Origin of the sequence: Shigella sp. FC1567 (assembly GCF_001743015.1) — a bacterium.
GTDB classification, from domain to species: Bacteria; Pseudomonadota; Gammaproteobacteria; order Enterobacterales; family Enterobacteriaceae; genus Escherichia; species Escherichia coli.
In genome coordinates this window covers 20,620-42,958 of the sequence record NZ_MIIV01000011.1, presented here as the reverse complement: position 1 = coordinate 42,958, position 22,339 = coordinate 20,620, and the positions used below count along the sequence as shown (strand labels likewise).

General features: G+C 52.8%; 15 protein-coding genes and 2 pseudogenes. 3 read left to right on the top strand and 14 right to left on the bottom strand.

The genetic code is table 11. The features are described from left to right. Positions 1 to 165 (bottom strand): IS1 family transposase (locus BHE85_RS01020; protein ID WP_047664789.1); only part of this gene is annotated, 165 nt, incomplete at its 3' end. Between the two features lie 51 nt (positions 166 to 216). Between BHE85_RS01020 and BHE85_RS27120 the strand changes: the two are divergent. Together BHE85_RS27120 and BHE85_RS01010 are read left to right on the top strand one after the other, a co-directional pair. Beyond that, positions 217 to 309: pseudogene (locus BHE85_RS27120) on the top strand (hypothetical protein); the annotation flags it as partial. A gap of 15 nt (positions 310 to 324) precedes the next feature. Continuing rightward, on the top strand, positions 325 to 864 hold the full coding sequence (locus BHE85_RS01010) for a DUF5384 family protein (protein WP_000755183.1): 540 nt from the start codon (positions 325 to 327) through the stop codon (positions 862 to 864). Positions 865 to 958: 94 nt separating this feature from the next. Here BHE85_RS01010 and guaA read toward each other — a convergent pair whose 3' ends face one another. Both guaA and guaB read right to left on the bottom strand, forming a co-directional pair. Next, positions 959 to 2,536 (bottom strand): glutamine-hydrolyzing GMP synthase, encoded by a 1,578-nt coding sequence (guaA, locus tag BHE85_RS01005; RefSeq protein ID WP_000138275.1) that lies wholly within the window; start codon positions 2,534 to 2,536, stop codon positions 959 to 961. Between the two features lie 68 nt (positions 2,537 to 2,604). Next, on the bottom strand, positions 2,605 to 4,071 hold the full coding sequence (guaB, locus tag BHE85_RS01000) for an IMP dehydrogenase (protein WP_001299507.1): 1,467 nt from the start codon (positions 4,069 to 4,071) through the stop codon (positions 2,605 to 2,607). A gap of 161 nt (positions 4,072 to 4,232) precedes the next feature. On the opposite strand from guaB, the pseudogene xseA reads away from it, so the two are divergent. Then, a pseudogene (gene xseA, locus BHE85_RS00995) lies at positions 4,233 to 5,602 on the top strand (exodeoxyribonuclease VII large subunit). On the opposite strand, the gene BHE85_RS00990 reads toward xseA, so the two are convergent. The 11 genes from BHE85_RS00990 to yfhM form a co-directional block, all read right to left on the bottom strand. Next, the gene (locus BHE85_RS00990) at positions 5,599 to 5,814 is read right to left on the bottom strand and encodes a zinc ribbon domain-containing protein (protein ID WP_001297332.1); all 216 of its coding nucleotides are present in this window, start codon (positions 5,812 to 5,814) and stop codon (positions 5,599 to 5,601) included. The pseudogene xseA and the gene BHE85_RS00990 overlap by 4 nt on opposite strands. 68 nt (positions 5,815 to 5,882) lie before the next feature. After that, positions 5,883 to 7,355, bottom strand: a complete 1,473-nt coding sequence (gene der, locus BHE85_RS00985; protein WP_004985527.1) for a ribosome biogenesis GTPase Der — start codon at positions 7,353 to 7,355, stop codon at positions 5,883 to 5,885. A 117-nt stretch (positions 7,356 to 7,472) separates the two neighbouring features. After that, positions 7,473 to 8,651, bottom strand: coding sequence for an outer membrane protein assembly factor BamB (gene bamB / locus BHE85_RS00980; RefSeq protein ID WP_001177044.1), 1,179 nt, complete (start codon positions 8,649 to 8,651; stop codon positions 7,473 to 7,475). A gap of 10 nt (positions 8,652 to 8,661) precedes the next feature. Continuing rightward, positions 8,662 to 9,282 (bottom strand): ancillary SecYEG translocon subunit YfgM, encoded by a 621-nt coding sequence (gene yfgM, locus BHE85_RS00975; RefSeq protein WP_000409205.1) that lies wholly within the window; start codon positions 9,280 to 9,282, stop codon positions 8,662 to 8,664. A 17-nt stretch (positions 9,283 to 9,299) separates the two neighbouring features. Continuing rightward, a complete protein-coding gene (gene hisS, locus BHE85_RS00970; protein ID WP_001107136.1) occupies positions 9,300 to 10,574 on the bottom strand; it encodes a histidine--tRNA ligase in 1,275 nt (424 codons plus the stop codon). Positions 10,575 to 10,684: 110 nt separating this feature from the next. Continuing rightward, the gene (ispG, locus tag BHE85_RS00965) at positions 10,685 to 11,803 is read right to left on the bottom strand and encodes a flavodoxin-dependent (E)-4-hydroxy-3-methylbut-2-enyl-diphosphate synthase (protein WP_000551818.1); all 1,119 of its coding nucleotides are present in this window, start codon (positions 11,801 to 11,803) and stop codon (positions 10,685 to 10,687) included. Between the two features lie 26 nt (positions 11,804 to 11,829). Beyond that, on the bottom strand, positions 11,830 to 12,843 hold the full coding sequence (rodZ, locus tag BHE85_RS00960; RefSeq protein WP_039064217.1) for a cytoskeleton protein RodZ: 1,014 nt from the start codon (positions 12,841 to 12,843) through the stop codon (positions 11,830 to 11,832). Positions 12,844 to 13,126: 283 nt separating this feature from the next. Continuing rightward, positions 13,127 to 14,281, bottom strand: a complete 1,155-nt coding sequence (locus tag BHE85_RS00955; RefSeq protein ID WP_000003317.1) for a bifunctional tRNA (adenosine(37)-C2)-methyltransferase TrmG/ribosomal RNA large subunit methyltransferase RlmN — start codon at positions 14,279 to 14,281, stop codon at positions 13,127 to 13,129. A gap of 149 nt (positions 14,282 to 14,430) precedes the next feature. After that, positions 14,431 to 14,862: a nucleoside-diphosphate kinase gene (gene ndk, locus BHE85_RS00950; RefSeq protein WP_000963837.1), complete on the bottom strand. Its 432-nt coding sequence runs from the start codon at positions 14,860 to 14,862 to the stop codon at positions 14,431 to 14,433. 148 nt (positions 14,863 to 15,010) lie between these two features. Beyond that, complete coding sequence (gene pbpC, locus BHE85_RS00945) at positions 15,011 to 17,323, bottom strand: peptidoglycan glycosyltransferase PbpC (RefSeq protein WP_039064218.1); 2,313 nt, start codon at positions 17,321 to 17,323, stop codon at positions 15,011 to 15,013. Beyond that, a complete protein-coding gene (yfhM, locus tag BHE85_RS00940) occupies positions 17,324 to 22,285 on the bottom strand; it encodes an alpha2-macroglobulin (RefSeq protein WP_000736280.1) in 4,962 nt (1,653 codons plus the stop codon). Positions 22,286 to 22,339: the final 54 nt, after the last annotated feature.

Sequence of the window (22,339 nt, the reverse complement as noted above, 5' to 3'; positions counted from 1 at the left end):
TTTCTGGTGCGTACCGGGCTGAGAGGCGGTGTAAGTGAACTGTAGTTGCCATGTTTTACGGCAATGAGAGCAGAGATAGCGCTGATGTCCGGCAGTGCTTTTGCCGTTACGCACCACGCCTTCAGTAGCGGAGCAGGAAGGACATCTGATGGAAATGGAAGCCACGCAAGCACCTTAAAATCACCATCATACACTAAATCAGTAAGTTGGCAGCATTACCAGTTTACGACAGGTTTAGCCGTTGTTATTACCACAACGTATAACGAAACGCGTATTCAGCCAAATACTAAATGTCCTGAAAAGAGCTAATAATCAGGAGGAGTCATGAAGAAAGTTTTTCTTTGCGCCATCTTGGCCTCCTTAAGCTATCCGGCTATCGCCTCATCATTGCAGGATCAACTCTCTGCTGTAGCAGAAGCGGAACAGCAAGGTAAAAATGAAGAGCAAAGGCAGCATGACGAATGGGTCGCGGAGCGCAACAGGGAAATCCAGCAAGAGAAGCAACGTCGCGCAAATGCCCAGGTCGCCGCTAACAAAAGAGCGGCAACGGCAGCAGCAAATAAGAAAGCTCGTCAGGATAAACTGGACGCCGAAGCCTCTGCGGACAAAAAACGCGATCAAAGTTATGAAGATGAGCTACGCAGCTTAGAGATTCAGAAACAAAAACTGGCGCTGGCAAAAGAAGAAGCCCGCGTTAAGCGAGAAAACGAATTTATCGATCAGGAACTGAAGCACAAAGCTGCGCAAACCGATGTGGTGCAATCTGAAGCTGACGCCAACAGAAATATGACTGAAGGCGGTCGCGATCTGATGAAAAGCGTGGGCAAAGCAGAAGAGAACAAATCGGACAGCTGGTTTAATTAATCGATGTTAGTAACTTCAAGCCTATGATTCTTGAAGATAAAAAACCCTCTGTAGTAACAGAGGGTTTTGTTCATTCATAGTGCAGGGATTAAAATCATTCCCACTCAATGGTAGCTGGCGGCTTGCCGCTGATGTCATACACCACGCGGGAAATACCGTTCACTTCATTGATAATGCGGTTGGAAACGCGACCGAGGAAATCGTACGGCAGATGCGCCCAGTGTGCGGTCATAAAGTCGATGGTTTCGACAGCACGCAGAGAGACAACCCAGTCATACTTACGACCATCGCCCATTACGCCAACGGAACGTACCGGCAGGAACACAGTGAACGCCTGGCTGACTTTGTTGTACAGGTCCGCTTTACGCAGTTCTTCAATGAAGATGGCGTCAGCACGGCGCAGCAGGTCACAGTACTCTTTCTTCACTTCACCCAGCACACGAACGCCAAGGCCTGGTCCCGGGAACGGGTGACGGTACAGCATGTCGTACGGCAGGCCCAGCTCCAGACCAATCTTACGCACTTCGTCTTTGAACAGCTCTTTCAGCGGTTCAACCAGGCCCATCTTCATCTCTTTCGGCAGGCCGCCCACGTTGTGGTGAGATTTGATGACGTGTGCTTTACCGGTTGCAGAAGCCGCAGATTCGATAACGTCAGGGTAGATGGTGCCCTGCGCCAGCCACTTCACGTCTTCCAGTTTCAGCGCTTCTTCATCGAACACTTCAACGAAAACGCGCCCGATGATTTTACGTTTTGCTTCCGGATCGTTTTCGCCAGCCAGCGCTGACAGGAAGCGATCTTCTGCCGGTACGTGAACAATGTTCAGACCAAAGTGATCGCCAAACATATCCAGAACCTGCTCTGCTTCGTTGAGACGCAGCAGGCCGTTGTCGACGAATACGCAAGTCAGATTTTTACCGATAGCGCGGTGCAGCAGCATTGCGGTTACGGAGGAATCCACACCACCAGAGAGGCCGAGGATGACTTTATCGTCGCCTACCTGCTCGCGGATGCGAGCTACAGCATCGTCGATAATTTTCGCTGGCGTCCACAGGGCTTCACACTGGCAGATATCACGCACAAAACGCTCCAGCATGTGCATACCCTGGCGGGTGTGAGTCACTTCCGGGTGGAACTGTACGCCATAGAAGCGTTTTTCTTCGTTAGCCATAATGGCAAACGGGCAGCTTTCGGTGCTGGCTACGGTGACGAAGTCGGACGGGATAGCGGTAACTTTATCGCCGTGGCTCATCCAGACATCGAGCAGCGGTTTACCGTCTGCGGTCAGCGCATCTTCGATACCGCGAACCAGTGCGCTGTCGTTTACGACTTCAACCTGCGCGTAGCCAAATTCACGTTCGTTAGAGGCTTCAACGTGACCGCCCAACTGCATTGCCATGGTCTGCATGCCATAGCAAACGCCGAATACCGGTACGCCTGCTTCAAAGACATACTGCGGCGCACGCGGACTGTTTTCTTCAGTAGTACTTTCCGGGCCGCCGGAAAGAATAATGCCGCTTGGATTGAAGTCACGAATTTGTGCTTCTGTCACATCCCACGCCCACAGTTCGCAGTAAACACCCAGCTCACGCACGCGGCGCGCAACCAGTTGAGTGTACTGAGAACCGAAGTCCAGAATGAGGATGCGATGCTTATGAATGTTTTCCGTCATTGACGCTTATTCCGAGGCAAGTGAAACAGATAATATAAATCGCCCGACATGAAGTCGGGCGAAGAGAATCAGGAGCCCAGACGGTAGTTCGGGGACTCTTTAGTAATGGTCACGTCGTGAACGTGGCTTTCCTGAATGCCCGCACCGCTGATACGTACAAACTCCGCTTTAGTACGCAGTTCGTCGATAGTACCACAGCCGGTCAGGCCCATACAGGAGCGCAGGCCGCCCATCTGCTGGTGAATGATCTCTTTCAGGCGACCTTTATAGGCTACGCGACCTTCGATACCTTCCGGCACTAGTTTGTCGGCAGCGTTGTCACTCTGGAAGTAACGGTCAGAAGAACCTTTGGACATCGCACCCAGAGAGCCCATACCACGGTAAGATTTGTAAGAACGGCCCTGGTAGAGTTCAATTTCACCCGGAGATTCTTCAGTACCCGCCAGCATGGAACCCACCATTACCGCGCTTGCGCCAGCGGCGATAGCTTTGGCGATGTCGCCGGAGAAGCGAATACCACCATCTGCGATAACCGGAATACCTGTGCCTTCCAGCGCTTCAACTGCGTCAGCAACGGCAGTGATCTGCGGAACACCTACGCCAGTAACGATACGAGTCGTACAGATAGAACCAGGGCCGATACCGACTTTAACCGCGCTGCAACCAGCTTCTGCCAAAGCGCGTGCACCTGCAGCTGTTGCCACGTTGCCGCCGATGATTTGCAGATCCGGATATTTAGCACGGGTTTCACGGATACGCTGCAAAACGCCTTCTGAGTGGCCGTGGGAGGAGTCGATCAGCAGAACGTCAACGCCAGCGGCAACCAGCGCGTCAACACGCTCTTCGTTACCCGCACCTGCGCCAACTGCAGCACCAACACGCAGACGGCCTTGCTCGTCTTTACAGGCGTTCGGTTTACGTTCCGCTTTCTGGAAGTCTTTCACGGTGATCATGCCGATCAGGTGGAATTCGTCATCAACCACCAGCGCTTTTTCAACGCGTTTTTCGTGCATTTTTGCCAGCACCACTTCACGGGCTTCACCTTCACGCACGGTGACCAGACGCTCTTTCGGCGTCATGTAAACGCTAACCGGCTGGTTCAGGTCGGTAACAAAACGCACGTCACGACCGGTGATAATACCCACCAGTTCGTTTTCTTCGGTAACAACCGGATAGCCCGCAAAACCGTTACGCTCGGTCAGTTCTTTCACTTCGCGCAGCGTCGTGGTTGGCAGAACAGTCTGCGGATCAGTCACCACACCAGATTCGTGTTTTTTCACACGGCGAACTTCTTCTGCCTGGCGTTCAATGGACATGTTTTTGTGGATAAAGCCGATACCGCCTTCCTGAGCCAGAGCAATAGCCAGGCGCGCTTCCGTTACGGTATCCATTGCTGCGGAAAGCATAGGGATATTCAGACGAATAGTTTTCGTCAGCTGGGTGCTGAGGTCAGCAGTATTCGGCAGAACGGTAGAATGAGCAGGAACGAGGAGAACGTCGTCAAACGTCAGAGCTTCTTTAGCGATACGTAGCATGGGCAATATCTCGACCAGAGTGGTTAATAAATATTGCCGCGGCATTATACAGAGCGTAACCGATTGCATCTACCCCTTTTTGCAAAAAATGCTTGCTATCCCCGAAGGGCGGGTTACTATCGACTGAATAACCTGCTGATTTAGAATTTGATCTCGCTCACATGTTACCTTCTCAATCCCCTGCAATTTTTACCGTTAGTCGCCTGAATCAAACGGTTCGTCTGCTGCTTGAGCATGAGATGGGACAGGTTTGGATCAGCGGCGAAATCTCTAATTTCACACAACCGGCTTCCGGTCACTGGTACTTTACACTCAAAGACGACACCGCCCAGGTACGCTGCGCGATGTTCCGCAACAGCAACCGCCGGGTGACCTTCCGTCCACAGCATGGACAACAAGTTTTAGTTCGCGCCAATATTACGCTCTACGAGCCGCGCGGTGACTACCAGATAATCGTTGAGAGTATGCAGCCGGCCGGTGAAGGGCTGCTGCAACAGAAGTACGAACAGCTCAAAGCGAAGTTGCAGGCTGAAGGTTTGTTCGATCAGCAATACAAAAAACCACTTCCCTCCCCTGCGCATTGCGTTGGTGTGATCACCTCAAAAACCGGTGCTGCGCTACATGATATTTTGCATGTGTTAAAACGTCGCGATCCTTCTCTACCGGTGATCATCTACCCCACCGCCGTTCAGGGCGATGACGCACCGGGGCAAATTGTTCGCGCCATTGAACTGGCGAATCAGCGCAATGAGTGCGACGTGTTGATCGTTGGGCGCGGCGGCGGTTCGCTGGAAGATTTATGGAGTTTTAACGACGAACGCGTAGCGCGGGCGATTTTTGCCAGCCGCATTCCGGTCGTCAGCGCCGTCGGGCATGAGACGGATGTGACCATTGCCGATTTTGTTGCCGATCTGCGTGCGCCAACGCCGTCTGCCGCCGCTGAAGTAGTGAGCCGTAATCAGCAAGAGTTACTGCGCCAGGTGCAATCGACCCGTCAACGGCTGGAGATGGCGATGGATTATTATCTCGCCAACCGCACGCGTCGCTTTACGCAGATCCATCACCGATTACAGCAACAGCATCCGCAGCTCCGGCTGGCACGCCAGCAAACCATGCTTGAGCGCCTGCAAAAGCGGATGAGCTTTGCGCTGGAAAATCAACTTAAGCGTACCGGGCAACAGCAGCAGCGGTTAACACAGCGGCTGAATCAGCAAAATCCACAGCCGAAGATTCATCGCGCGCAAACGCGCATTCAGCAACTGGAATATCGTTTAGCAGAAACCCTGCGCGTACAGCTTAGCGCCACGCGTGAACGTTTCGGTAATGCAGTAACGCACCTCGAAGCCGTAAGCCCACTGTCAACGCTGGCGCGTGGATACAGCGTTACTACTGCTACTGACGGCAATGTACTGAAAAAAGTGAAGCAAGTTAAAGCGGGTGAAATGCTAACCACACGTCTGGAAGACGCTGGATAGAAAGTGAAGTTAAAAACATCCAGCCAGTAAAAAAATCGCGTAAAAAGGTGCATTAAGCCAGCACGAATTCAACGCGTTTTTTCGATATCAAGCCATGCCCGTGCTGACAGAAGTAATCTACTGCACCGCAGGCTTTTAACACCTGCAACGGTTGATGGCAGTCTGGACAAAGAGCTTTCATTTCAATAATTTCCCCGCAGGATGGGCAACGCGCATGGCCGTTATCCTGATCAAGCACATGCTGACATTGTGGACAATGCAGTTCCATATGAATTCCTCCGGTAGCCATCCCTCTACATTCATAGAGGGAATGGCAGATAAAATACTTACGGATAATTATTTATTTTTCTTGATGTGCTTCATCAGACGCTTACGTTTACGCATCTGGGTTGGCGTCAGGGTGTTACGCTTGTTCGCATACGGGTTTTCCCCTTCTTTGAACTGAATACGAATCGGCGATCCCATTACGTCCAGCGATTTGCGGAAGTAGTTCATCAAGTAGCGCTTGTAGGAATCAGGCAGGTCTTTCACCTGATTACCGTGAATCACCACAATCGGCGGGTTATAACCACCAGCGTGGGCATATTTCAGCTTCACACGACGACCGCGTACCAGCGGCGGTTGGTGATCTTCAACAGCCATCGTCATGATGCGCGTCAGCATAGAGGTCCCCACACGACGGGTGGAGCTGTCATACGCTTCACGTACTGATTCAAACAAGTTACCAACACCACTGCCGTGCAAGGCAGAGATAAAGTGCACACGAGCAAAATCGATAAAGCCCAGACGGAAGTCCAGCGTTTCTTTCACCTGCTCTTTCACTTCCTGGCTCAGGCCATCCCACTTATTCACCACAATGACAAGTGAGCGCCCACTATTGAGAATAAAGCCCAGCAGCGAGAGATCCTGATCGGAAATACCTTCGCGCGCATCAATCACTAACATCACCACGTTGGCATCTTCAATGGCCTGCAACGTTTTGATTACGGAGAATTTCTCTACAGCATCGGTGATTTTGCCGCGTTTACGTACGCCAGCGGTGTCAATGAGCACATACTCACGTCCATCGCGTTCCATTGGAATGTAGATACTGTCACGCGTCGTGCCAGGCATGTCATAAACAACAACGCGCTCTTCACCAAGAATACGGTTAGTGAGTGTAGACTTACCTACGTTCGGACGACCCACAATCGCCAGTTTGATCGGCAGACTTTGCGGGTCGAAGTCGTCTTCCTCTTCTTCTTCGCCGTTCTCTTCCACTTCAAATTGCGCCCAGTATTCAGCGTCTTCGTCGACTTCCTCTTGCGGTGCGAGATCTTCCATCCACGGCAGCAGCACATGCTCCAGCAGACTTAATACGCCACGACCGTGAGACGCGGCGATCGGGTAGATTTCACCTAAGCCAAGCGAGTAGAAATCAACCACTGCCTGATCGGGATCCAGACCGTCAGTTTTGTTTGCCACCAGGAAGGTCGGTTTTTCACGGGAGCGCAGATGTTTGGCAATCGCTTCATCTGCCGGCATCAGGCCCGCGCGCGCATCCACCATAAACAGTACGACGTCCGCTTCTTCAATCGCCAGCAGCGACTGTTCCGCCATGCGGGTTTCTACACCGTCTTCTGTGCCATCAATCCCGCCGGTATCAATACAGATAAACTCACGGCCTTCAATTTCCGCACGACCGTACTTACGGTCACGAGTCAGACCCGGGAAATCCGCAACCAGCGCATCTCGGGTGCGAGTTAGACGGTTAAATAACGTGGATTTTCCTACGTTAGGGCGCCCGACAAGCGCGACCACAGGTACCATGTTTAAAGCCTCATTTTTATAAATCATCAGACAACGCACGCTATATTCGCGTCGTTGTTAAAAACAGGAAAACGGCCCCTGTCCAGGAGCCGTTTTCAAAGTGAACGACAGAGACGATTAACGTGTAATAGAGTACACGGTTCCGTCTTTTGCCTGGATCAGCAGTTTGCCGTCAGCGGCAACCGGTTCAGTCTGGAAACCGGAACTATCAACTTTTTGCTGGGCAACGAAACGACCATCTTCGACATTAATCCAGTGCAGATAACCTTCACTGTCACCGACCACCAGGTTGCCATCATACAGCACCGGAGAAGTCAGCAGGCGATGCAACAGATCGCTTTGTGTCCACAGCGTAACGCCGCCATCAATGGTCAACGCCATCACCCGGTCATTTTGATCGACCAGATAGATGCGATTGCCGTCGACGATGAAATCATTCACCGAACCCAGTTCGCGTTTCCACATAATCTGACCACTGCGCAGATCAAGCGCCGTCAGGTTACCATTATAGGCCAGCGCGAAAACAACGCCGTTAACAACGACGGGAGTCGTGTCAACATCGCTCAGACGGTCAATTTCGGTAGAACCGGTCGCCTGGGAAATACGCTGCTGCCAAATCATCTGGCCCTGTTCCATCAGCACTGCGCTGACGCGACCATTATCGCCCCCCACGACGGCCGCACCAAAAGCCGTTGCCGGCGCAGACTCGCCACGCAAAGAGAGCGAAGGCATATCGAGGTTAACTGTCCATTTGACAGCGCCGTCAGCTTCGTTCAGCGCTTGTAACTGACCGTTACTGGTGTGGATTAACACCAGACCGTCGCTGACCACCGGGCGCGAAAGTGCTTCACCCGCGACTTTAGTTTGCCATGCCACAGTACCATCGCTGGTATTCAGCGCGTAAACCTGCGCCTTTTCGCTGCCAATGTAGACATGCCCACCAGACACGGTCACACCGCCAGAAAGTAATGCAGGCTCTTTAGAGAACCAGCCATCTTTCTCGGCCAGGCTGACAGACCAGATTTCTTTGCCATCATCCGCATTCAGCGCTTTTACCAAACCAGCGCGGTCCGCTGCATAGACAACGTTGTCCGCCAGTGCCGGATGAAGATTGGAATAGAAGTTGCCAATGCCGCTACCAACGGAAGTACTCCACGCCGTGGTCGGCGTAAACTGGTTTTCAACGGTTGGCAATGGGGACATCTTTACCACATCTTCTTCGCTGTTAAACAGCGAACAGCCGCTTAAAAGGGTAACGGAAAGCAGTCCTGGCAGCAGTAATTTACGCAATTGCATCGGGTCCCTCTCAGATGGACAAATTATTAATTTTCATCTGCATCATTTCGCTCAGTGCCGGAGTAACATCGCTTTTCACGCCTGCTTCCCATGCACTACGCGCACCTTGCTTATCACCTTTGCTCAGCAATGCTTCACCACGCAGGTCGGCAACAATGGCAGCCCACCCTTCACCTTTGATGGTATCAAGGGTTTTCAGCGCGGCATCAGCCTGCTTGAGCTGTACCTGAACGCGAGCAAGACGCAGATTTATCACGGCTTTGAGATTTTCATCGCTCGTGTCTGCCAGCCCCTGTTGTAACTGGGCGGCAGCTTTCTCTAGTTCATTTTTGTCAACAAATTGCTGCGCAAGTTCCAAAGAAGCCAGCGCACCATAAGTATTTTTATTTTCAGCAGCAAATTTTTCCGCCGCCGGGATGCTATCCGGTTTGCCTTCGCTCACTGCGGTAACCGCATTTTGATAGGCAAGAGAAGCGGAGCGTGCAGAATCAACCTGATGGCTGTTCCAGTAGCGCCAGCCAATCAGTGCGCCAACGCCCAAAATCACCCCAACAGCCAGTGCTTTGCCATTTTCAGCAAAAAAGCGTTTAACCGCTTCTACCTGGTCGTTTTCGTTCTCGTAAATTTCCACGCTGTCCTTCTCCTTCCTTAACCCAGTAACGTGCGCAAATGCGCGGCTACGCTATCCTGCGCAACTGCCGTTTGCTCACCAGAGCGCAAATCCTTCACTACTGCTGTGCCGTTAGTCACTTCAGACTCACCCAGCACCACAGCAACGCGGGCACCCCATTTATCAGCACGGGCAAACTGTTTCTTAAAGTTGCCGCCGCCGTGGTTGGTCATCAATTTCACGCCCTGTAATTCATCACGCAGACGCTCAGCTAATGCCATAGCCGCAGATTGTGTATCAGCACCTGAAGCCACCAGGTATATATCGACAATAGGATCGGCTTTAAATTCCGGATTAACGGCCTGTACTAACAATACAAGACGTTCGAGGCCCATCGCAAAACCGACAGCCGGTGTTGCACGACCGCCCAGTTGTTCCACAAGACCGTCATAACGACCGCCTGCACACACGGTGCCCTGGGAGCCGAGACTGTTAGTCACCCACTCGAAAACGGTACGGTTATAGTAATCCAGACCACGCACCAGACGCTGGTTTACGGTGTAAGCGATCCCCGCGCTCTCAAGCAGTTTGCACAGACCGGCAAAATGCTCACGAGATTCCTCGTCCAGATAATCACCTAATGCCGGAGCGTCGTTGAGAAGCGCCTGCACTTCCGGATTTTTTGAATCCAGCACGCGCAGCGGGTTAGTGTACATGCGGCGTTTGCAGTCTTCGTCCAGCTTTTCTTTATGCTGCTCAAGGAATGCCACCAGCGCATCGCGGTAATTGGCGCGTGCTTCCAGCGAACCGATAGAATTCAGCTCAAGAGTTACGTGTTCGGAAATACCCAGCGCGCGCCACCAGCGGGCGGTGAGCATAATCAGTTCAGCGTCGATATCCGGACCTTGCAGACCGAAAACTTCGCAGCCCAACTGATGGAACTGACGATAACGCCCTTTCTGCGGACGCTCGTGACGGAACATCGGCCCGATATACCACAGACGCTGTTCCTGATTGTACAGAAGACCATGCTCGATGCCGGCGCGTACACAGCCCGCCGTCCCTTCAGGGCGCAGAGTCAGGCTGTCGCCATTGAGATCCTCAAAGGTGTACATCTCTTTTTCAACCACGTCGGTGACTTCACCAATCGCACGTTTGAATAGCGGGGTCTGCTCTACAATCGGCAAGCGGATTTCACTGTAACCGTAGCTGCCGAGCACGTTTTTCAGTGTGCCTTCAATGCGCTGCCAGATGGCCGTTTCGCCAGGCAGGTAATCGTTCATGCCGCGAATGGCTTGAATGTTTTTTGCCACGTTTATTCTCTTTCTGAATATAAAAATGAACCCTCAACGCTTCCCTCAATGTTTGGGGAGCCATGCGGGTTCAATCATACACGGGAAGCGAGGCGCTTCCCATCACGTTATTATTTTTCAACCTGCTGAACGTCAATTCGACGCGCTTCATCCAGCTGACTGGCTTTCGCACGAATGCGTGCTTCCAGCTGGTCGATCATATCGTTGTTGTCCAGACGGTCTTTGCGCACGCCATCTTCATAGAGGCCGCTTTTCTTGTTGCCGCCGGTGACGCCGAGTGTAGAAACCAGCGCCTCACCTGGGCCATTCACCACGCAGCCGATAATAGAAACGTCCATCGGAGTGATGATATCTTCCAGGCGTTGCTCCAGCGCGTTAACCGTACCGATAACATCAAATTCCTGACGCGAACAGGTCGGGCAGGCGATGAAGTTGATCCCTCGCGAACGGATACGCAGCGATTTCAAAATATCGAAACCGACTTTGATCTCTTCGACCGGATCGGCCGCCAGCGATACGCGCAGCGTGTCGCCGATGCCTTCAGACAGCAGCAGACCTAAACCAATGGCGGATTTTACTGCCCCGCTGCGTGCACCACCGGCTTCGGTGATCCCCAGATGCAGCGGCTGATCGATCTGTTTTGCCAGCAAACGATAAGACTCAACAGCGAGGAAGACGTCAGACGCTTTCACGCTGACTTTGAACTGATCGAAGTTCAGGCGATCGAGATGATCAACATGACGCATGGCGGATTCCAGCAACGCCTGCGGCGTCGGTTCGCCATACTTTTCTTGCAGATCTTTTTCCAGCGATCCGGCGTTAACGCCAATACGGATCGGAATGTTTTTATCGCGCGCACAGTCAACCACCATGCGAATACGCTCTTCATTACCGATATTGCCAGGGTTAATACGCAGACAATCGACGCCGTATTCCGCTACTTTCAGCGCAATGCGATAGTCGAAGTGGATGTCAGCCACCAGCGGCACGTTAACCCGCTGTTTGATGAGTTTGAACGCTTCTGCCGCGTCCATCGTCGGTACGGAGACACGGACGATATCAGCGCCAACGCGTTCCAGCGCCTTGATTTGATTGACCGTTGCTTCGACATCTGTCGTACGCGTATTGGTCATGGACTGTACGGCGATGGGAGCACCATCGCCAATCGGCACATTCCCAACGTAAATACGTGTTGATTTTCTACGTTGAATTGGAGCCTGGTTATGCATGAAAAATCTCCCGCGTTACCCGTCTGTTACTGCGCCGGTGATTGTTCGGCATTGAGGGTCAGACGCGCAACCTGGTTAGTTCTGATAAAACGACTCAGATCGACAGGTTTCCCTTGATACTGGATCTGTACTGCGGCTGGCGCACCAATTTTCAGTTTGTACGGTGCCTGGCCGGTTAAGTTCAAATTACCGTCTTTACGCTGCATACCGCTAAACAATTTTTTACCGGTAGCATCAGTGACCTCCAGCCAGCAATCGGCAGTAAAGTTCATCACCAGCGCATTCGGATCAGCCACCGGCGTGGTCACGCCAGCCTGATCGGTTGGCAACGGCGCAGCACCATCTGGCGTTGTTGCTGCCGTTGGTGCCAGGGTCGCGGCGGTATCAACATTTGCCTGCGAAGGCGAAACAACCGCATTCTGTTGCGGATCAACAGCTGGTGCTGGCGCAGTTACGGCAGGTGTTTGCGTGTTGGTTGCGGTAGTATCCACAGACGCTGGCGGCGTGGACGTTGTAGCCGGGTCTGTAGTTGTCGACGTATTTAACGGAACACTCTGCCCCTGCTCGCTATTACTGCTCAGTTCCGCCGAAGATTGATCGGCCATAGTGGTGATCTCTTCCTGCTGAGCTTTGTGGTCTTGCCACCACCAGGCACCGCTCAGGCCGATAACCACAAACAACACCAGCCAGGTGAAGGTCATCAGCCAGCCGTCACGTTTTTTGCGGCGTTTACCGAGGGAAAAACTCTGCATCGGCGCAACTTTCGCAGCCCGTAGTGGAGCCTGCTTTTCCAGCCCTAGCAGCAGTTCTTCTTCTGGAATATGTACCAGACGCGCATAAGAGCGGATATATCCGCGCAGGAATGTTGAAGCAAGATCGGCGGGTGCCTTATCTTCTTCAATGTCGCGTACCGTGGAAACCTTCAGGCAAAGTCGCTCGGCAACGGCCTGCTGACTAAGTCCTAGTTGTTCGCGAGCATTACGCAGGCGAGCGCCGGTAGTAAGTGCTTCATTTTGGTCGTGCGTGGCTTCAGTATTCATTCGCTGCAGGTACGTTTAAATGAGAATTGAGATGCCGGTGAACCATCATGCTCACCCACACCGCGAAACATCCGTTAAGTTAACCGTTATCATACAGTATAAGACCGTCTGTGTGCTCGTGACAAAGCCCACATTCACTAAGGCTAACTTACTGTTGCATCGTTACATACTGCCTTAAAGTCAGCAAAAACGCACCGTTAATATTGACCAGACAATTGCAACTTAATACTTCATTCATAAAAGATTACGCACGGTACATAAAGTAACCGTGGCGTAATGGCTATCAGACCGCTTTAATGTCGATGGCTTCACCCTGCATCCGTTTACGCAGGGTACGTTTCGTACGGTCGATAACATCGCCCGCCAACTGACCACAGGCAGCATCGATATCATCACCACGAGTTTTACGCACAATAGTGGTGAAACCGTAGCTCATCAGCACTTTTGAGAAACGGTCGATACGGCTGTTCGAACTGCGTCCATACGGCGCGCCCGGGAACGGGTTCCACGGGATCAGGTTGATCTTACACGGCGTATCTTTCAGCAGCTCCGCCAGTTGGTGCGCGTGTTCAGTGCCGTCGTTAACGTGGTCAAGCATCACGTATTCAATAGTGACTCGGCCCTGATTGGCGTTGGATTTCTCCAGATAACGGCGCACCGCAGCAAGGAACGTTTCGATATTGTACTTTTTGTTGATCGGCACAATTTCGTCACGAATTTCGTCGTTCGGCGCGTGCAGGGAAATTGCCAGTGCAACGTCGATCATATCGCCCAGTTTATCCAGCGCCGGAACTACACCGGAAGTAGAAAGCGTGACGCGACGTTTAGACAGGCCAAAACCGAAATCATCCAGCATGATTTCCATCGCCGGAACGACGTTGTTCAGGTTGAGCAGCGGCTCGCCCATGCCCATCATCACTACGTTAGTGATTGGGCGCTGACCGGTGACTTTTGCTGCGCCGACGATTTTCGCCGCACGCCACACCTGGCCGATAATTTCCGACACCCGCAGGTTGCGATTAAAGCCCTGCTGGGCGGTGGAACAGAATTTACACTCCAGCGCACACCCCACCTGCGAAGAGACGCAGAGCGTGGCACGGTCGTCTTCCGGGATATACACCGTTTCGACGCGCTGATCGCCAACGGCGATCGCCCATTTAATGGTGCCGTCGGATGAACGCTGTTCTTCAACCACTTCCGGTGCGCGGATTTCCGCCACCTCTTTCAGTTTGCCGCGCAACACTTTGTTGATGTCGGTCATCTCATCAAAGTTGTCGCAGCAATAGTGATACATCCACTTCATCACCTGATCGGCGCGGAAGGGTTTTTCACCTAAATCTTTAAAAAACTCCCGCATCTGCTGACGGTTGAGATCCAGCAGGTTGATTTTTCCATCTTTCGTGGTGACGTTTTCAGGTGTGACTAATTGTTCAGACATATGCTATTCCGGCCTCGTTATTACACGTTATGGCCCCTGGAGGGTTGAAAAAAGAAACGCCCCGGTGAGCGGCTGCTCGTCCGGGGGCGCTGCATTGTACAAATTCTGGCGCACGGATGCCACGTTTGCACGCGGCATTTACGAAATTATTAACGGGTGCGCGGGCACACTTCGCCTTCGCCAAAGAAATAAGCGATTTCGCGAGCGGCAGATTCGACGGAATCAGAACCGTGGGTACCGTTTTCGGTCAGGCTGTCAGCGTAATCAGCGCGCAGAGTACCAGCCAGTGCGTTTGCCGGATTGGTCGCGCCCAGCAGATCGCGGTGACGCTGAACGGCGTTTTCACCTTCCAGCACGGAAACCACGATCGGGCCAGAGGTCATGAATTCAACCAGACCATCAAAGAACGGTTTTCCATCGTGTTCAGCATAAAAGCCACGTGCCTGTTCAACGGTCAGGTGCAGCATTTTGGTGCCGACAATTTTGAACCCTGCAGCTTCAAAGCGCGCAAAGATATTACCAATGACGTTTTTTGCTACCGCGTTCGGTTTGATGATGGAAAAAGTACGTTCAATAGCCATTTTTACCTCTGTAAATTGTTCTGTTGTTGTCTGTACCAGCGTACGAGATGGCGCGGATTATAATGAGCAACAGGGCCGTTGACTATTGATGAAGGTAACATTTTTTTAAAATAAAATGAGTTTTAGCAACAATCAGGGACAAAACAGACTATTGCATGACAAATTTCACTGTCGCGATTTGCCCCACGTCATCCATCACCAGCAATTGATAATCACCTTTATCCGTCAAATGCAGGGTCACGTTGCGCCCGCGTTCAGTTAACGGTTCGCCATTCAGAAACCACCAGCGTTCACCTGCCCCTCCACTTGATTGCAACGGCAAAGTCGCTTCCGCTGCGCCCGGTAAACGTTTAATAATCGCGCCATCGCGAACGCCTGTCAGCTGCAGCGGGAGCTGGGCATAGTGACCGTATGGCGGGCAACTTGTCGAGGCCGGTGGTAAGCGCACAGCGCGACGTTCTGATGCGGGCAGCCAGGGTTCCAGCGGTAGCGGCCAGACATTTATCATTTCTTGTCGCGCTTGCGGGCAATCAGCGGCAACACGTTTGCCATTTTCATCCAGCCAGATGGGGAAACGAATGCCATTAATGCCTTCCTGCTCCGGCAGTAATAGAGTTGGCGGCTGACTCCCGTCCAGCAGCCAGGTTGCCAGGCGGCGGCGACAGTTACCGTCACCTTCCGGCAAAGACTGTCCGCCCGGCCAGCAGATAACGCCACGAGTGACTGAGTTCGGGCGCGGGTCTTCCGGCAGATTCGCACTGCGCGACAGTAAGATATTATTGACCTGATTCAACAATGGTACGGCACTGGCAAAGCCAAACTGACCAACAACGGGCGTGCAGTCCGGTCTGCCAGTCCAGATCCCAATGACATAGCGAGCGTTAACCCCAATCGCCCAGGCGTCACGATAGCCATAGCTGGTGCCCGTTTTCCATGCCAGTGGGGCGACGCGCGGCAAGGCACTATCCGGCAAGGGTTGCGCTTCATCAGCCATAATCCGGCGAATGATCCACGCCGCCCCCGACGACATTAAAGGCCATTCAAGCAGCGGATCGTCAGGCTGTAAGCGCAATTTGCCTGCCTTGCCGTGGCGAGCAAACGCGGTATACGCTGCCGCCATATCTTCCAGTTTTGCACCAGCGCCGCCGAGAATGAGTGAAAGATTCGGCGCAGCACCGTTGGGCAAATATAACGGCAATCCAACATTGCGTAACTTTGCCGCAAACCGTTTCGGTCCATAGGCTTCCAGCACCTGCACAGCAGGTAAGTTCAGCGAGCGCACCAGCGCCTCGCTCATGCTGATCGGGCCATGAAAACCGCTATCAAAGTTACCTGGTCGATAATCACCGGTGCGCCGGGGGACGTCTTGCAGCAGTGATGCCGGGTGGATCAAGCCTTCATCCAGCGCCAGACCATAAACAAACGGTTTGAGCACCGATCCTGGCGATCGGATCGCATTGACCATATCAACATGACCAAAGCGTGAATCATCGTTGAGATCAACCGATCCCACCCAGCCGCGAACACGCATATCGGTATGATCAACCACGATCATCGCCAGTGAGCTGCGCGGTGGCAACCGCCCTTTCCAGTTTTGCGCCAGTTCTTCCAGACGTCGTTGAAGACCGGCATCCAGCGTAGTAACGATTTTGTCGCTTTTGCTTTTACCGAGCATCATGCGCGAAAACAGCGGTGCCAGTTGCGGCATTTGTCGGGGTGCCAGCCAGATGGGTTCTTCCCTTGACTCTTTTACCTGCTCACGGGACCACACACCTTGCACGGCCATCCGTTCGAGCACTTTATTACGCGCGGCTTCGGCACGCTCCGGCCAACGATCCGGGCGCAGTCGGCTGGGCGCTTGCGGTAACACCGCCAGCATTGCCGCCTCGGAATAGCTTAAATTCGCAGGCGATTTTCCGAGATAAGCCCAACTTGCCGCACCGATCCCCTGCAACGTACCGCCAAACGGAGCGCGGTTAAGATACAAGATCAGAATTTCACGCTTAGACAAATGCCACTCCAGTTGCAACGCGCGCCAGAGCTGGAGAATTTTGCTACCAAATGTTTTGGGGTGAGGATCAAGCAGACGAGCAACCTGCATAGTGAGCGTGCTGCCACCAGAAATAACCCGTCCCGAAGTGAGATCTTGCCATGCTGCGCGCGCCACCGAGAATGGATTCACCCCCGGATGCTTCCAGAACCAGCGATCTTCATAATTGATCAGCGCTTCAAGGTAACGTGGAGACACATCTTCGATTGTTACCGGATAACGCCAGATGCCATCAGCATCGGCGAAGCGCCAGAGCGGCGTACCATCCTGCGCCACGACCACTCGTGCGGGATTGACTTCATGCAGCGGTAGAGGCCAGAGTTTATCTGCTCCCCACGCTGCAAGAAAAAGGAGAAATGGCACAGCTGCCAGCGTTATCCAGCAGCCGCGTTTGGTTAACAAGCGAAGCATTTACGGTCGGACAATCAGCAGATCTTCAGCCGCGCCGGTCGCCCGCCATTGGGGAACATACATTGATTCCACCATCGGTTGCGGTACCTGATACGTTCCCGGCGTCACCGCCCGCGCCAGATACACCAGCGTTACCGGTTGGTATTCATCAACGGCAACCGCCGCCACAAAGCGATCGTCACGGAACTCAATGTGCTTAATGCTCGCCTGCTGCATCTGGTTCAGTAAGTTTTGCACTTCGTCACCACTTTGCTCCAGGCTGGCGCTACCGTTCGCCAGATTCTGATTTTCCAGTTCCAGACCCGCAGGCAGCAGATCCACGACTAACGCATCCGGCACGCTGTTACTGGCTTTTACCTGCAACCAGACCAGCACCAGATCGCCGCTACGTAACGAGTCCAGCGATTTGCTCTTACCATCAGTACCAAGAATATGACGCTCGATTTGCAGCACATTGTTCGCCGGTAAAGGTGCGGATTGCGGATAACCGCTGGCATCCATACGCAACCATAACGGCTGATCGCCACTGTTTCTCACCTGCAAGGTGGCAAGTTGATCGCTATTCAGATTGCTGTTTAGCGTTTTCTCGCCTGTCAGCGGCTCAGCTGAGAAAGAGGTTTGCGCCTGCCATTTACCCGGTAAATCCTGAATCGTACGGGCAGCCAGGAACAACGCGTTACTTTCCTGCGTCGATAGCCAGCGTTCACCAAACGCCTGCTGCGAAAGTGTGTTCAGCAAAGTGTACTGCTCATCGGGTAGCAGTTTATTTTCTTCCAGCAAGGAGAGCATTAACGCGTTGTCGCGCAGTGGACTACCGTAATCACCCAGCCATATCCGCTCATCACTATTTCTCGGCGTTTTCAGCGCCAGCACAATCGCTTCTTCACCACGCGTTGCATCACCCATGGTTTTCAGCGCAATGCCAAGTTGCAGCAGCGGTAAACCAGAAGCGGCATCTGCACGATGCTCCCAGATTTCACGCAGCGCACCCAGTGGTGCTTTTTGCTGACGGGCCAGCACCAGCGCAGCGTAAGACTGAACGGCGAATTTACTGGCTTTGAGATTATCCGCGTACGGGATCGACATCATGCCCGGATCTTGTAAATAGCGCAGCAGACGCTCATTACCCCGGTTAATGGCGTCTGTCGGCACGCTGTAACCCTGTTCGCCTGCGCGGACCAGGAAATCCATCACGTAAGCCGTCAGCCAGTACTCTTCGTCACCGTTTTTATCCCACAGCGCAAAGCCGCCGTTATCACGTTGCATTTGCAGCAAACGGGAAATGCCGATATCGACCGATGCACGGCGTTTCTCATCACTGTCGCCTTTGATGCCCAACGCCTGCAGTTGGGCTGCGTTGGTATAAAGTGACGGGAACAGGCCGCTGGCGGTTTGCTCAAGACAGCCGTACGGATACGCTTTTAACTCTTTGATATAACGTGCAATGTTCAGCGGTGGTTTGCCGCTCAACAACAATTGCCCTTCCAGCGTAACAGGCGAGAAGTTTTGCAATCCATCCGCCGGAATCGCCCATGTCTCACCAGGCTGTAACGCCGTACCGTAATTAACCGTTTGTGCCGGGAACGCCGGACGGACGCCGATTTTCCACTGCTTATGCTGATCGGCAACGGTTTCACCCGGTAACGCTAACCCGCTAATGGTGGCCTGAATTTCTCCATCGCCATAACCCGGCAATGCTCGCACCGGGATAAACAGCGTAGTACGCACACCTGGCGCTAATTCAACGGCTGCGGGTGAATCGCTGACCAGTTCAAGCAAACCACTGGCGGTCAGGGCAACGTTCAGTTTTTGCGGTTTATCGGTAAGATTAGTGATATCCAGCGTCAGACGCGAGGTATCGCCACTCGCCATAAAGCGCGGCATGTTCAGTTCAGCAATCACCGGTGCGGCAACTATCACTTTGCTTTCGTTGCTACCGAAATCATCTGCCGTCCAGGCTTGCGCCATGACGCGCAATTCACCGTTAAAATCGCCAATCGGCAGTGTAACCGAGCCTTCGCCCTGTTCGTTGAGCGTTACCGGCAGCGCCTGCTGCGCGACAATATTGACGTGATTGACCAGCGGTTTACCACCACGTTTCAGCTCATCACCATCGCCACCGAAACGCAGAGCTGCCAGACGCCCCTGACCTTCAATAACCTGACCGTAAATATCGTAAATGTCTGCGCCATAGCGTTTCTGACCAAAGAACGCCTGCCACGGATCTGGCGTGACGTAGTCAGTAATATTCAGCACACCACTATCAACGGCAGACACCAGCACATTCACCTGTTTAGGCTTCTCGCCATTTTTAGTGCTGGCTTTAATTTTCACGGTTAATGGTTGATTGGGACGCATTTTTGCTGGTGTTTCCAGCGCCAGATCGAGGCGACGGTTTTCATCGCCAAGCGGCAGATGCAACACACCAACCGCGCGTTTTGGCGTCGCGGAGCGAGATTTATCGCTAGGACGTACCACCAGCGTACTTAAATACAGATCATGACGATTCCAGGTTTTATCGACCGGAATCGTCAGATCCAGCCCTTGAGCCGGAACATCAATCTCTTGCCACCACAGCGGCCCTTCACTGGACTCGACCATCGCATAACCTTTACCCGCCGTTGGCGCGGCGATATGCAACTTAATGGTGTCGCCAGGGCGATAACTGGCTTTATCCAGTTTCAGCGTGACACGGTCGGGTCGCACTGCGCCGCTACCGTCGCTGTTGTCCTGCCAGCTATAGCCAGCCCAGAAACGAACACTACTGACCGCTTCATTCGGCGCTTTGACTTCCAGACGATAAGCGCCCCACTCTACCGGAAAACTGACCTTGCCGGTTTCGTCCGCTTTCAGATCCAGAGTTTGTTCATTTTCGATCAGATCTTTTTGATCAAACTGTGACTGCCAGCCTTCATCTTCTGACCAGTTCCAGTAGTAATCGCGGCGTTCGCGAATCAGGCGCACCTGCAAGCCCGACACGGCTTTTTTCACGCCTTGTGCATCGCTATAAACGATGTCAAAAGCGGCGTTACTGCCTTCATCAACAATGGGCTGTTTCACCGTGCTGTCAGTGCGATAATCGTAAACCGATTTCAAGGCGAACTGCGGACGGAGCCCCGGCAATGCATTGGCAGGCCAGATAGCCTGCTCAGCGCGGCGCGTCACCGGGCGACCGCCCGATTCCAGCAAACTGCCCTGGAAAATAACCTGCAATGGGGAATGCGTTTCCTTCCACTGGCTTTCTGTAGAAACTTCGCCGCGCCCTTTATCATCCAGCGTCAACTGAACTTCATCCAGCGTGCGGGAAAGGTTTTCGGCAGCTATATCGCCGAATTCAAAACCAGGTAAGGCTGACACAGCCTCACGCAGTGGGCGCAGGAAAAGTTGCCCTTGCAAAGTATTACCATTAGCAGGCGCACCGTACAGGTAGTATCCCACCACGGAGAATTTCACTTCATCATTCGGCGTAAGCGGGGTTTTCTCACCGGTCAGATTCAGCGCCATACGCTCTGGCATAAAATCTTCGACGTGGAAATCCCACATCCGGTACTGGTTATCGCCCGTGTTGGCGCGAATATGCCACATACCGGTTGCCGCATTGCTATCGAGTGGCCAGGTAAAGTGGTAGAGGCCATTCTCCGGCTGACTAACGACGCTCCTGAGTACCTGCCCGTCAGGTTTAATCACGTCTAACTTGATGGGTTGATCGGGCAATGCTTTACCGTCTGCATCGCGCAGTAAACCATTGAGGATTACCGTTTCACCTGGGCGATAAAGATCGCGTGGGCCAAACATGAAAAACTGTTTGCTATAGCCTGGCGCGCCAGCAATGTTAAATTCTGCTAAGTCCAGCGCCGGAAGTTTTAAATCGAGTAGCGTTGTCTGACCGTCTTTACGTGCCAGCAGTAATGCCGCATTTTTATCATTTTCCAGCTGCACATGCCCCTGAGCGTCACTGGTTGCCTGAGTCAGAGTCTGCCCTTTCTCATTTAATAAAGAGACTTCAATTCCTTGCTGGGCCGCGCCGTTTTCCAGACTTTGGGTAAAGATATCCAGACGATTGTGATAACGGTGAGCTGAAACGCCGATATCACTTAACGTAAACAGCGTCGCGGGATTACTGTAATCGTAACGTCCAGCCTGATTCATCACAGCCAGATACACGCCCGCCTGCTGAAGCGGTTTGATATCGCCCAGCGGCAGCAATAATTTTTCACGGGTGTTACGCGCAGGATTGAGATCAAACCGTCCGGTGTAGACCAGATCCGCCATCTGCAGCAGTTTGTCTGACTGCCAGTTCGCCAGCGAATTGCGGTATTCCCATTGGCTAATGAATGCTGGCAGAGATTCTGGCTTAACGCGGAAGAAGTTAACATCGACATTATTAACGTTGAGCGCCATTACCGGCAGCCCTTCAACGACTTTGCCAGGCAGCAGCGAACCACGGCTGGCAAAACCGACGCTGGGTTGGATGTCGCGGGTAGTTATAGTTTTTTCGTAATCTTTACTGAAGGTTGCATTGTTGAGTGCTTTGACCTCCTTGCCAATAGTAACGATCAAATCACGTTTCGGTTCGAGGTGGCGTAAACGTAGCTCTTTAAGATTATCTGACAGCTCCCAGGCACCATCCACTTTGCCGCTTTTTTTATCGACGACATGAATAACGCGTGAGAAATCCTGATCCGGGTCGAGAGGGATGGAGAACGTCAGCACCAGCGTGGCTGCACCATCAAGTTGGACTTCAGAGAGATCCAGCAATGTCAGCACCTTACCGGCACTCTGTTGGGCCAGTTTTTGTCTCTCCGGCACGGAGAGTTTTGCTGAACTCGCGTTTTCTGAAGAGGCCGCTTTAGTAACTTCAGAAGGCGCATCTTTTTTCACCGCTGTTGGCGCGTTATCGTTGTTGTCGCACCCTGCCAGCGCCAGCATTAGCATGCAGGCGGCTACGCGTAACTTTTTCATCCCTGCCACAATGGCCCGTTAGCAACGTCGAATAATTATTATGCGTGAGAATTT

Coding starts and splice junctions, on each gene's coding strand:
- BHE85_RS01010 (WP_000755183.1), top strand. CDS start 325: ATGAAGAAAGTTTTTCTTTGCGCCATCTTGGCCTCCTTAAGCTATCCG.
- der (WP_004985527.1), bottom strand. CDS start 7,355: ATGGTACCTGTGGTCGCGCTTGTCGGGCGCCCTAACGTAGGAAAATCC.
- ndk (WP_000963837.1), bottom strand. CDS start 14,862: ATGGCTATTGAACGTACTTTTTCCATCATCAAACCGAACGCGGTAGCA.
- guaB (WP_001299507.1), bottom strand. CDS start 4,071: ATGCTACGTATCGCTAAAGAAGCTCTGACGTTTGACGACGTTCTCCTC.
- rodZ (WP_039064217.1), bottom strand. CDS start 12,843: ATGAATACTGAAGCCACGCACGACCAAAATGAAGCACTTACTACCGGC.
- bamB (WP_001177044.1), bottom strand. CDS start 8,651: ATGCAATTGCGTAAATTACTGCTGCCAGGACTGCTTTCCGTTACCCTT.
- yfhM (WP_000736280.1), bottom strand. CDS start 22,285: ATGAAAAAGTTACGCGTAGCCGCCTGCATGCTAATGCTGGCGCTGGCA.
- BHE85_RS00990 (WP_001297332.1), bottom strand. CDS start 5,814: ATGGAACTGCATTGTCCACAATGTCAGCATGTGCTTGATCAGGATAAC.
- pbpC (WP_039064218.1), bottom strand. CDS start 17,323: ATGCTTCGCTTGTTAACCAAACGCGGCTGCTGGATAACGCTGGCAGCT.
- BHE85_RS00955 (WP_000003317.1), bottom strand. CDS start 14,281: ATGTCTGAACAATTAGTCACACCTGAAAACGTCACCACGAAAGATGGA.
- guaA (WP_000138275.1), bottom strand. CDS start 2,536: ATGACGGAAAACATTCATAAGCATCGCATCCTCATTCTGGACTTCGGT.
- ispG (WP_000551818.1), bottom strand. CDS start 11,803: ATGCATAACCAGGCTCCAATTCAACGTAGAAAATCAACACGTATTTAC.